13 protein-coding genes are annotated in these 11,257 nt (G+C 62.7%); 5 read left to right on the forward strand and 8 right to left on the reverse strand.

The features are described 5' to 3' along the window. Positions 1 to 31 precede the first annotated feature (31 nt). Positions 32 to 2,074 carry a S9 family peptidase gene (locus tag ACF8GF_RS16725; protein WP_176685789.1) on the forward strand — a complete coding sequence of 681 codons (2,043 nt, stop codon included), beginning with the start codon at positions 32 to 34 and terminating at the stop codon, positions 2,072 to 2,074. A gap of 185 nt (positions 2,075 to 2,259) precedes the next feature. Here the strand turns inward: ACF8GF_RS16725 and ACF8GF_RS16730 are convergent, their stop codons facing one another. Beyond that, positions 2,260 to 2,538 carry a hypothetical protein gene (locus ACF8GF_RS16730; protein ID WP_176685788.1) on the reverse strand — a complete coding sequence of 93 codons (279 nt, stop codon included), beginning with the start codon at positions 2,536 to 2,538 and terminating at the stop codon, positions 2,260 to 2,262. Between the two features lie 132 nt (positions 2,539 to 2,670). Between ACF8GF_RS16730 and ACF8GF_RS16735 the strand changes: the two genes are divergently transcribed. Both ACF8GF_RS16735 and ACF8GF_RS16740 read left to right on the forward strand, forming a co-directional pair. Continuing rightward, positions 2,671 to 3,042 carry a YajD family HNH nuclease gene (locus ACF8GF_RS16735; protein WP_392487884.1) on the forward strand — a complete coding sequence of 124 codons (372 nt, stop codon included), beginning with the start codon at positions 2,671 to 2,673 and terminating at the stop codon, positions 3,040 to 3,042. Positions 3,043 to 3,113: 71 nt separating this feature from the next. After that, positions 3,114 to 3,584, forward strand: coding sequence for an RNA methyltransferase (locus ACF8GF_RS16740; protein ID WP_003254677.1), 471 nt, complete (start codon positions 3,114 to 3,116; stop codon positions 3,582 to 3,584). Between the two features lie 64 nt (positions 3,585 to 3,648). Here ACF8GF_RS16740 and ACF8GF_RS16745 read toward each other — a convergent pair whose 3' ends face one another. The 3 genes from ACF8GF_RS16745 to ACF8GF_RS16755 are packed head-to-tail and all read right to left on the reverse strand — an operon-like array spanning position 3,649 to position 5,567. Beyond that, entirely contained in the window at positions 3,649 to 3,864 is a 216-nt protein-coding gene (locus ACF8GF_RS16745; protein WP_370844815.1) for a hypothetical protein, read from the reverse strand. 6 nt (positions 3,865 to 3,870) lie between these two features. Then, a complete protein-coding gene (locus ACF8GF_RS16750; RefSeq protein WP_176685787.1) occupies positions 3,871 to 5,079 on the reverse strand; it encodes a hypothetical protein in 1,209 nt (402 codons plus the stop codon). Positions 5,080 to 5,117: 38 nt separating this feature from the next. Further along, the gene (locus ACF8GF_RS16755) at positions 5,118 to 5,567 is read right to left on the reverse strand and encodes a YcgN family cysteine cluster protein (RefSeq protein ID WP_176685786.1); all 450 of its coding nucleotides are present in this window, start codon (positions 5,565 to 5,567) and stop codon (positions 5,118 to 5,120) included. A 145-nt stretch (positions 5,568 to 5,712) separates the two neighbouring features. On the opposite strand from ACF8GF_RS16755, the gene ACF8GF_RS16760 reads away from it, so the two are divergent. Continuing rightward, the gene (locus ACF8GF_RS16760) at positions 5,713 to 6,306 is read left to right on the forward strand and encodes a nitroreductase family protein (protein ID WP_176685785.1); all 594 of its coding nucleotides are present in this window, start codon (positions 5,713 to 5,715) and stop codon (positions 6,304 to 6,306) included. Positions 6,307 to 6,420: 114 nt separating this feature from the next. Here the strand turns inward: ACF8GF_RS16760 and ACF8GF_RS16765 are convergent, their stop codons facing one another. The 4 genes from ACF8GF_RS16765 to ACF8GF_RS16780 form a co-directional block, all read right to left on the reverse strand. Beyond that, entirely contained in the window at positions 6,421 to 7,353 is a 933-nt protein-coding gene (locus ACF8GF_RS16765) for a D-2-hydroxyacid dehydrogenase (RefSeq protein WP_176685784.1), read from the reverse strand. A gap of 2 nt (positions 7,354 to 7,355) precedes the next feature. Continuing rightward, positions 7,356 to 7,649: a YcgL domain-containing protein gene (locus tag ACF8GF_RS16770; RefSeq protein WP_021783370.1), complete on the reverse strand. Its 294-nt coding sequence runs from the start codon at positions 7,647 to 7,649 to the stop codon at positions 7,356 to 7,358. Next, positions 7,646 to 8,779 (reverse strand): ribonuclease D, encoded by a 1,134-nt coding sequence (gene rnd, locus ACF8GF_RS16775; protein WP_176685783.1) that lies wholly within the window; start codon positions 8,777 to 8,779, stop codon positions 7,646 to 7,648. The genes ACF8GF_RS16770 and rnd overlap by 4 nt, the downstream gene beginning before the upstream one ends. A 207-nt stretch (positions 8,780 to 8,986) precedes the next feature. Then, positions 8,987 to 10,624: a phosphoethanolamine transferase gene (locus ACF8GF_RS16780; protein ID WP_176685782.1), complete on the reverse strand. Its 1,638-nt coding sequence runs from the start codon at positions 10,622 to 10,624 to the stop codon at positions 8,987 to 8,989. A gap of 253 nt (positions 10,625 to 10,877) precedes the next feature. Between ACF8GF_RS16780 and ACF8GF_RS16785 the strand changes: the two genes are divergently transcribed. After that, the gene (locus tag ACF8GF_RS16785) at positions 10,878 to 11,114 is read left to right on the forward strand and encodes a YdcH family protein (RefSeq protein ID WP_209967547.1); all 237 of its coding nucleotides are present in this window, start codon (positions 10,878 to 10,880) and stop codon (positions 11,112 to 11,114) included. Positions 11,115 to 11,257 lie beyond the last annotated feature (143 nt).

Here is an 11,257-nt window from a genome sequence, read left to right on the forward strand (position 1 = left end):
GGCACAGGCAACTCCAATCAAGAGACCTTCAATGCCAACCAAGCCCCAACCCCCGATTGCCCAAGCCGACCAGGCCACCGACCCGTATGCCTGGCTGCAAAAGCGCGACACCCCCGAGGTACTCGCTTACCTGCACGCTGAAAACGCCTACCAGGAAGCCTGCCTGGCCGACCAGGCACCGTTGCGTGAGCAACTGTTCGAAGAGATCAAAGGCCGCATCCTGGAGACCGACCTGTCATTGCCGGCGCCCTGGGGCCCCTACCTGTACTACACCCGTACCACCGCCGGCGACGAATACCCGCGTCACTACCGCTGCCCACGCCCCGCCGACGACTCGAACACCGTCGATGAAAACCAGGAGCAGCTGCTGCTCGACCCCAACGCCCTGGCAAACGGCGGTTTCCTTTCCCTCGGCGCGTTCAGCGTCAGCCCCGACCACCGCCTGCTGGCCTATAGCCTCGACACCAGCGGCGACGAAATCCATACCCTGTACGTCAAAGACCTGGTCAGTGACCGTGTCACGACCCTGCCCTTCGACGACTGCGACGGTAGCCTGACCTGGGCCAACGACAGCCAGACGTTATTCTTCGCTGAGCTGGACGACACCCACCGCCCATGGCGCCTGCGTCGCCACACCTTGGGCACTGACGCCGCCCAAACCGTGTTCGAAGAGCCGGACGGGCGTTTCTTCCTGCACTGCTACCGCACCAGTTCCGAGCGCCAGCTGGTGCTGCTGCTGAACAGCAAGACCACCAGTGAGGCCTGGGTACTGGACGCCGAAACCCCGCAGGCGCCGTTCACCTGCCTGGCGCCGCGCGTCGAAGGCCACGAATACTTCCCCGACCATGGCCAGCTCGACGGCGAGTGGCGCTGGTTCATCCGCACCAACCAGGATGGCATCAATTTCGCCCTGTACCACGCGCCAGTCGCGCCAGTACCTAGCCGCGAACAGTGGCAGGTGCTGGTGGCGCACCGCGACACGGTCATGCTCGAAGGCCTCAGCCTGAATAGCGGTGCCCTGACCCTGAGCCTGCGCGAAGGCGGCCTGCCGATCATCGACGTGCGCCCACAGGGCTTGCCGACCTACCGCGTCGAACTGCCAGACGCCGCCTACAGCCTGTACGTGCAGGACAGCCTGGAATTTGCCAGCCCTTGCATACGCTTGCGCTACGAAGCGCTCAACCGCCCGGCCCAGGTGCGCCAACTGGCGTTGTCCACGGGCGCTCAGGTCGTGCTCAAGCAAACCCCGGTGCTCGGTGCGTTCGATGCCGATGACTATGTCAGTGAGCGCCTGTGGGCAACCGCAGCGGACGGAACCCAGGTGCCGATCAGCCTGGTACGCCGCCGCCAGGACCTGGGCAAGACCGTGCCACTGTACCTGTACGGCTATGGCGCCTATGGCGAAAGCCTCGACCCCTGGTTCTCACATGCGCGCCTGAGCCTGCTGGAACGTGGCGTGGCCTTTGCCATCGCCCATGTGCGTGGCGGCGGCGAACTGGGCGAGGCCTGGTACCGTGCCGGAAAGCAGGAACACAAGCACAACACCTTCAGCGACTTCATCGCCTGCGCCGAGCACCTGATCAGCCAAGGCGTGACTGCCGCCGATCGCCTGGCCATCAGTGGTGGCAGCGCCGGCGGCCTGCTGATCGGCACGGTGCTCAACCTGCGCCCGGAATTGTTCCGCTGCGCCATTGCCGAAGTGCCATTCGTCGACGTGCTCAACACCATGCTCGACCCGGAGCTGCCGCTGACCGTGACCGAGTACGACGAATGGGGCAACCCTGAGGAGCCGGAGGTGTATGAACGGATCAAGGCTTATGCGCCGTACGAGAACCTGAAAGCGCAGGCCTACCCGGCGATGCTGGTGGTGGCGGGCTACAACGACAGCCGCGTGCAGTATTGGGAAGCCGCCAAATGGGTGGCGAGGTTGCGCACGCTCAAGACCGACAGCAACCTGCTGCTGCTCAAGACCGAGATGGGGGCTGGGCACGGTGGGATGAGCGGGCGGTACCAAGGGTTGAAGGATGTGGCGCTGGAGTATGCGTTCGTGTTTGGCGAGCTAGGTATTGCCTAAACCCAGGTTTGAGCACCCGCGCGATCACTGTGGGAGCGGGCAAGCCCGCAAAAAATTCAATGCAGTGCCTGGCACCGGCTGCGCCGGTGTTCGCGGGCAAGCCCGCTCCCACAGCGATCGCGCCAGCTTTTAGAAGTTGAGCAAGACAGTTGCTCACACATGATGGCGGCGCAGAGTGCTCATGCTCAATCATCCTGCGCCGGCGGCTTCGGCGGCTCCGGCCGCAACCCGGGCAATGGCTGGTCCTTCGGCGGGCCGGGCACTGGCATCGGCGGCAACAACGGCGCCCCCGGCTGACTGTCATAAGCCTTGGGCGGTGTACTCGGGGTTATCTGCGGGTATGGCGTGGGCGTGGGCGTACCCGGTGCACCAGGCACTGGCGTATTGAGTCGAGGTGGCGTGCTGGCAGCTTCTGCCAGAGGCAGGCCAGCCATCAACAGCGCGGCGAGGATCGCGTGAAACATCAGCAACCTCCTGTCGGGAACCTTGCTACAGGCTACGCCTAAATCAACGCTTTCGCCTGTCCGCCTGACCTGCAAGCGCGCTAGACTCAATGGCATAACCGTCACCTGCCTGATCAGAACAAAGGAAACACCATGAGCTCCACCTCTTCTGCCGCCGCTACCGCGCGCCTCGACCGCATCCTGGCCGATGCCAAGCGCGACAAGGAAATGGGCTACCGCGACAAGGCCCTGAGAATGTACCCGCACGTGTGCGGCCGCTGCGCCCGCGAGTTCGCCGGCAAGCGCCTGAGCGAACTGACCGTGCATCACCGTGACCACAACCACGACAACAATCCTCAGGACGGCTCCAACTGGGAGCTGCTGTGCCTGTACTGCCACGACAACGAGCACTCGCGCTACACCGACCAGCAGTACTTCAGCGAAAGCTCCACCAGCACCCCGAGCATTGCCAAGGCCACGCACAACCCGTTTGCCGGGCTGGCGGGCATGCTGAAGAAAGACTGACCATCGATTCGCCCCCCGCTGCTACCGGGCAGCCCGTATAATCGCGCTTTTTTCGCGAAGGGCCCCGGTACGTGGCAAACAAACGATACAGCTGCATCGGCCTGTTCAACCCCAAGTCGGCAGAAAACGTCGGCTCTGTGATGCGCGCCGCGGGCTGCTATGGCGTCAATTCGGTGTTCTACACGGGCAAACGCTATGAGCGCGCGCGTGACTTCGTCACCGACACCAAACGTGTGCACTACGACATCCCGCTGATCGGCATCGACGACCTGCAGCGCATTATCCCGCTGGGCTGCACGCCCGTGGCGGTGGAACTGGTGGAGGGCGCACGGCCATTGCCGGACTACACCCATCCAGACCGGGCCATTTACATCTTCGGGCCAGAGGATGGCTCGTTGAGCGAAGAGGTGAGGGGATGGTGTGAAGAGACAATCTACATACCAACCGAGGGCTGCATGAACCTGGCGGCGACGGTGAATGTGGTGCTGTACGACCGATTGGCCAAGGGGCTGAATACCCGCTCGGGACCCAAGTTCAAATAAAAAGGCCGCCACTGCGGCAGCAGGACAGGCCTGCCAACACAGGACGGCCAGGTGCTGAGCTCCGTCAGAACAGCACCGAAACCGGGCGGAACATTGCCTCGACAAACCATGGGTTGTCGCGATCAACGTTGCCGACGATGGTCGGCTGCGCGCTCCCCTTCCTCGGTTTCGCCCCGTGAACAATGCTGAGTTTCTGCTCGGCGGTGTATTCCAGGTACGACTTTACACACCTGAAATGCGACTTGCTGAAGATGTCACCTTGCCGATTGCCAGGGGCCAGGGAGGCCTAGTGCAGCACCTTGCTCTGCAGCACATCGGAACGCCGTCCCAGCACGTTCTCGCTGATCTGGACGAAGTCTTCGGTACTGACGCTGGGCAGGCGCATCAGCCCACGCACCACATCGTCCAACGAACGCCTGGCCTGGGTGTGAATGCGGATTTCCTTGTCCAGCGCCTGCAACAGCATCACGCCACGGGCCACCTGCGCCGGACTGGCGCGCTCACCCTTGAGCCTGTTGACCTTGGCGCCCTGCTTGCTCAGGCGCGCCTGCCAGACCTGGTAGCGGTCGTCACTCATCCCGCCCGAGCGGCGCAGCAACTCGTTGGCGTAATAATCGGTCAGGCTCTCTACCAGCCAGTCACTACCGTCACGCCCGTGAACCTGCGCGAACAGTTGCACCAGTTCGCGCAGCAACGGGCTACTGCCGTTCTCGCTGACCATGGGCCGGGCACTGTGCAGGTACAACGAGCCCTGTGCAGCCATAGCCCCTCGCCACATGCCGTCACGCGCCCCGACCAAGAGCAGCTTGGGCGGGTTGCGCGGGAACACAGCCTGTAGTTGTGGCCAGACGAATGTGAGCAAGGTCAGGCTGTCCATGCGTCGCATGCCCTGCCCCACCGGCGCGGCCACGGTCACTTCGGTTTCGCCCAGGCGAGCGCGGCGGCTGCCCAGGTCGCCGGCAAGCATCCAGCCGGTCGGGCGATCGAACAGGCGTGACACGTTGTCGATGCGAAACTTCTCCTTGCCGATGCGCGGCCAGGACGTTTCGATGCTCTTCCACCCCTCGGGCAGGTCGAAAGCCAGGCGCGCCACCAGCTCGGTACCGTCCTGTTGGTCGAGGTGCGCAGGAGGTATCAGCTGGTCGCCGAGGAACAGTGCCCAGTGCGGGGTGATGCGTGATGAATAGGCGCCGCTGGCAAGCTTCTGGTCCAGCTGCACGCGGTAGCTGAGGCTGGTCTTGCCGGCCGCTGGTTGCCATACACCACGCTGGCCCTTCAGCTGCCATTGCCCATCAGCCTGGAAGCCGCTGTAAACCCCAGCCTTGCTCAGGTCGAAGTCCAGGCTGCGCACCACACTGCCTTCGGCCAATGTAACGCGCACTTCAGCCTGGCCACTGGCAGGCAGCAGGCGCACCTGGTAGTCGAGGTCGACCTTTTTCGCCCAGGCCGGCGAACTGGCCATCAGGCCCAACAGCAACAACAGCTGGCAACGCATACAGAAACTCCTTGTTTCCCCGAGGCAGGCCGCGCCGGTCAGCTGGCGCGGAAGATCAGGTGGTCTTCCCAGTCGTCTTCGTGCACATCGTGTTCACTGAGCATACGCCCCGACTGGGAAATGCGCTGTTCATGGACCTGTTGGCGATCGCCACAGACCAGGTGATGCCAATCCGGCAAGTCCTTGCCCTCACTGACCAGACGGTAACCGCAGGTGCTCGGCAGCCACTTGAACTGGTCGGCCTTGCCCGGGGTAAGCTGGATGCAGTCCGGCACTTGGGCAAAGCGGCTGGGGTAGTCGCTGCACTGGCACGTATCCAGGTCCAGCAACTTGCAGGCGATGCGGGTGTAATAGACGCTGTTGTCGTCTTCGTCCTCGAGCTTCTGCAGGCAGCACAGGCCGCAGCCATCGCACAGCGACTCCCACTCTTGCTGGTTGAGTTGTTCGAGGGTCTTGCGCCGCCAGAACGGCGCGTTTTCAGCGATCATCACACAGGGTTCCTGCCTTCATCTTGGGGGCCACGGCGCGCAGCGGCGCCAGTCTAGAGCCTGGCCTTCGGCAAAGCCAGACCGCTTGTCAGTCGCGACGGCACGCAGTAGCGTGCGCTTTTCCCGTCCGTTTGCAGGAGCCGCCATGAGCGCCACCCCCCGCATTGCCGATTACGCCATCAACGAGCAGTTCATCAACCGCTGGTCGCCACGCGCCTTCACCGCCGAGCCGATCAGCGAAGAAACCCTGTTGAGCTTCCTCGAAGCCGCCCGCTGGGCACCTTCGGCCTATAACTCGCAGCCTTGGCGCTTCCTTTATGCCCGCCGCGACACGCCGAACTGGGAGCGTTACCTGAGCCTGCTGGTGCCCTTCAATCGCAGCTGGGCGCAACAGGCGTCGGCGCTGGTGCTGGTCATTTCGAAGACTACCTTCGCGGCCCCGGGCGCTACGGAAGAAAAACCGGCGCTATGGCACACCTTCGACACGGGCTCTGCCTGGGGGCACCTGGCCCTGCAGGCCAGCATCAGCGGCTGGCATACCCATGGCATGGCCGGCTTCGATCAGGACCTGGCACGTCAGGAACTGAAGATTCCCGAGGGTTACGTACTGCACGCCATGGTGGCGATCGGCAAGCTGGGGGACAAGGCCAGCCTGGACGAAGCGCTGCAGGCGCGTGAAGTGCCGAGCCCGCGCAAACCGCTGAGCGAGCTGGCTGCTGAAGGCGATTTCAGCCTGTAAGGTTTGTGTTGGCAGTGCTGGCCTCTTCGCGGGCAAGCCCGCTCCTGCGGGGGGGATCACCACCCTGAGCTGGAGCGGGTTTACCCGCGACGAGGCCGGTACAGGCCACTGCGATCAGTAGCCCCGGGCGAAATCGACTTCACCCCGCAACCCCTGCCCCGCTTCATAAGCCCGCGCATTCTCGACAAACAAGCGCACCATCGCTGTCGGCGAGGTGGGTGCCGAACTGTGTCCGGTCAGCAACAAGCCCCACGCGCTCCAGAACGGGTGTTGCCTGGGCAGCGGCTCTTGCCGGCAGACATCGATCACCGCACCGGCCAGATGGCCTTCTTTCAGCGCCCCTACCAAGTCGGCATCGACCACTGCTACACCGCGTCCGGCATTGATGAACAAGGCCGAGGGCTGGAAGCACTTGAACAGCGCTGCGTCATACAGGTCATGAGTGGCGGGGGTATCCGGCAGCAGGTTTAGCACGTAGTCGACCTGGCCGACCATGCGCGGCAGGTCGGCCAGCGCCGCCACCTCGACGAACGGCGCCTGCTCACGGGCGCTGCTGGCGACCCCGTAAAGCTCTACACCAAACGGCTGCAGGAACTCGGCCACACGCTGACCAATGTCGCCTACACCCACAATGAGTGCCTTGCGCCCTTCCAGGCTGCGCCCCGGGTGGTCATCCCAACGCCGCTCGACCTGGCTGACCAGACGCGCCAGCACCTCACGCTCATGGCCTAGCATATAGGTGAGCATGTACTCGGCCATCACCTGACCGAAGATACCCACTGCCCGGCTCAGGCGGTAATCACGTGGTAGGCCATCGGCCAGCAACGGCGTGATACCGGCCCATGTCGACTGCATCCAGGCAGGCTTATGGCCTTGGCGCAGCAGACTTGCCAGCAAGTCCGGCTGGCCCAGCCACACCGGGCACTGCGGTGCCTGGCGGGCCAGTTCGGCAGAGTCGCCGCTGGTCAGAACTTCCACTTCAGGCGCGGCTGCGCGCAAAAGCTCGGCGTATCGAGCATGGTCATGCTCAGCAATCAGTACGCGCATGGTCAGACGGGGTCGTTACGGCGCAGCAGCTCTTCGGGCAGGTGCTCGATGTACTCATCTTCCAGCGGCGGCATCTGCAGGTGGTAGCCTTGGCTTTCGAGGTTCTCCAGCACCTTGCTGATGTCCTCGCGGGCCAGCTTGCGCTCAGGGCTGAGCACCAGGTCGAAAGCGTGCACGGGGGTGCCGAAGAACGGCAGCAGGCCTTCAGGCACGCGCTCCAGGCCGTCAGCCTTGAGCACGTACAGGTACATTTCGTTCTTGCGTGGGCTTTTGTAGATCGAGCAAATGCGTTTCATCGGGTTTCTCCGGCGCCTGCCAGGTTGTCCAGCAGGGCCTGGCCCATGCGCTCACGGCGCCAGCCGCGCAGCGAATCGGGCAGTTTATAAGGGCCATTGGGGTAACCGCTCTTGAGCAGCGCCTCCAGGGCTTTCTTGCGCAGCATCAACTCGGGCGCAATCCCCAGGCGCTCGCCTTCGGCCTGGCCGATGGCACGCAACTGCTTGAGGAGGCCGGCAGCCTCGATCGGCAGCGGCTCGGGCAAGGGCGCTGGCCATTGCTCGGCCGGCAGGCTGGCGGCGCGCTTGATCAGCTGGATGAGGAACTCACCGTCCTGACGAATGGTGCGCGGGTGCATCTCGTCGATCTTGGCCAAGGCCGACAGGTTGTTCGGCTGGCTCTTGGCCATGGGCCACAGCGAGTGCTCCTTGAGGATACGATTGCGCGGTACATCGCGGTTGCGCGCCTCGCGCTCGCGCCAGGCGCACAGCTCACGCAGCACTGCCAGTTGTTGAGGCGCCAGCTTCCAGGCCAGCTTGACGTCGCGGTACAGGCTTTCGGGCTCGACTTCACGGCGCAACGCAGCCACCAATTCGGCGCCGTCCTCCAGCACCCAGGCGTACTTGTCGTCACTCAGCCGCGGGCGCAGCACGGTGAACAGCTCGGCCAGGTGCACGGCGTCTTCGGCAGCGTAGCTGACCTGGGTTTCCGAGAGCGGGCGTTGCAGCCAGTCAGAGCGGGTTTCACCTTTGGGCAATTCGATGCCCAGCACTTCCTGCACCAGGCGCGAATAGCCCATGGAGAAGCCCAGGTTCAGGTAACCGGCGGCCAGCTGAGTGTCGAACAACGGCTGAGGCAGCTTGCCGGTCAGGCGCAGCAGCACTTCGAGGTCTTCGCTGCAGGCGTGCAGCACCTTGACCACACCGCTGTCTTCCAGCAGGTCGGCCAAGGGTTGCCAGTTGCCGATCAGCAGCGGGTCGATCAGGAAGGCACGTTGGCCGTCGCCGATCTGAATCAGCCCGGCTTTCGGGTAGAAGGTGTCGACCCGCATGAATTCGGTGTCGACGGCGACGAAGGGCAGCTGGTGCCAGTCGCGGCAGTGCTCGGCCAGGCTCTGGTCGTCACGGATCCAGTGAATTTCGATGGCCACAAGGCTCTCCCACTAACATTGGCGCGCAGTATATACGGCGAGGGCACTGCTGGTGAAACTGTCCAGCTTTCAGGGGGCAGTCCACCCTGTGGGAGCGGGCGCGCCCGCGAAGAAGGCAACACGGTGTATGGCACGGGCTTGGCACGGGTTCGCGGGCTTGCCCGCTCCCACAGGGACCGCGCAAGCCTGCATGACACGCGACTGACTTCAGCGCTTGGCTGCCAGCCAGGGCCGGCAACCGGCGAACATGTCCAGCGACTGCTGGTAGAGCTCGGTGTGTACCTGCAACAGGCCAAGCATCGAGTGGAACAGATTGTCCTGGGACAACGGGGTATCGCTGAGCCGGGCCAGGCAGTCGTTGTCGATACCGAAGTCCTCCTTGTAGCTGTCGGAGAACCAGGTCAGCAGCGGCACATGCTTCTGCGGCTCGGGAGCGATGGCGTACGGCGTGCCGTGCAGGAACAGGTTGTACTCGCCCAGCGACTCGCCGTGGTCGGACAGGTAGATCATCGCGGTGTCGACCTTGTCTTGCTTGCTGCGCAGGGTATCGATCAGCGAGGCCAGCACCTTGTCGGTGTAGGCAAGGGTGTTGTCGTACCCGTTGATGATTTCCTCCTGGCTGCACTGGTTCAACGCGTTGCTCTGGCACACCGGGGTGAAGCGCTCGTCTTCACTGGGGTAGCGCTTGAAGTACTCGGGGCCGTGGCTACCCATCTGGTGCAGCACCAGCACGGTGTCCTTGTCGAGGTTGTCGATCAGCGCGTCCAGGCCTTGCAGCAGGATCTGGTCATGGCATTCGCCATTGGCGCACAGCTGCGGGTCCTTGAGGTTGCTGACATCGATGAACTGCACACGATCGCAGGTGCCTTTGCAGCCCGATTGGTTGTCGCGCCACTGCACGGCCAGGCCGGCACGTTGAAGGATGTCCAACAGCCCTTCACGGTTTTTCGCTACGCGGGCGTCGTAGTCCCTGCGCTTCATGCCCGAGAACATGCAAGGCACCGAAACCGCCGTTTCCGTACCGCACGAGTGCACGTCGGAAAACGCCAGCAGGCCCTGCTCCCTGGCGAGATTGGGCGTGGTATCGCGGTCATAGCCCAGCACGCCGAAATGGTCTGCCCGGGCACTTTCTCCGACCACCAGCACGGTCAACGACTTGCGCTCATGTTTTTGCCAGGCCGCATCACGCTTGGCATCTTCACCATAATGCTGGAACGGGCGCGAAGCCGTACCGACACGCTCGCTGACATAACCAATGGACGCCCCGACGATATTGCTGGGGGTGAGCATCAGGCGCAGCTCATGGTGATTGCGCAACAACGACGACAGTCCTTGATAATTGACCAACGCGACCGAACCGATGGTCACCACACAGGCACCACCGACCACTAACTTGCCCAGCAGCTCGCGGTGCCAGGGGCGGTAAGCGATCTTCGCCTTCCACAGCAGCACCGAAGGCAGCACGCCCAGCAGCAGGATATACGCGGCAAACTTGAACGACATCAAGTCGCGCACTTCCGCAATATTGGTCTCGGCCATATTACGAAACATGCCGGTATCAATAAGTACGCCGTACTGGTTCATGAAGTAAGCCACGCCCGCGCCACTCATGAACAACACAATAAGTACCGGCTTCAATACATACCGGAAGGCAAGTAACGTGAGGATCAGATTGAAGGCGAAGAGCATCAGCACGGCAAACGCCAGACTCAGCCATAACCCCGACAGGCCGGCAGGAACCACCGCCTGCAGGTGCTCCCAGAGGAACATGTTGAAGCCGATCAGCAGGTAAAGACTGGCCAGCAGCGTGACCCATTCAGTCCGCAGGGATTTGAAGTTGAGCATCAGCGTTCGCAATCAAGAGTGATTTTCACCCCCCAGGCCAGAAGGCACCGTGGGAAAGTTGGGTGAACTCTAGAAAGCACGTCATCAATTTTTTGTGAAAAAGACGGTAACAATTTCGTGAAGGTGCGTCTTTTACAAGTTATCGCAAAACCATTCAGCTGCCATTCAGCCTGGACAGCCGTCACCAGCCTGCGCAAAGACAGCTATCCTCAGTGATCAGAGCCTTACCGACAACCCTGACAGAGGTGAAGAAATGCCAGTTCCGCATGATCTGCTCGCTGACCTGCACGTTACCGCTGATGCATTCCAGGCGCTCATGGACAAGGATCAGGACCTGCACAAACTGCACAAGGAGTACAACGCCAAGGACAAGGAGGTGGTCGCCGCCGAAGGCAACGGAACCAACGACGAGGCCGTCAACCGCCTGCGCAAGGAAAGGTTGCTGATCAAGGACAAGATCGAACGGATCATTCATCCGCCCAAATCCTGACAGGCATCTATTGAATCCACCGGCCTCTTCGCGGGCAAGCCCGCTCCTATACCGATGCGCAGACCGTCGTAGGAGCGGGTTCACCCGCGAAAGGGCCGGGCCTGCTGGCCAATTTCCCTGGCCGTTCACCGTTGTCGCCGCCA

The organism is Pseudomonas sp. yb_5 (genome assembly GCF_043103865.1).
Classification (GTDB): Bacteria; Pseudomonadota; Gammaproteobacteria; order Pseudomonadales; family Pseudomonadaceae; genus Aquipseudomonas; species Aquipseudomonas putida_Y.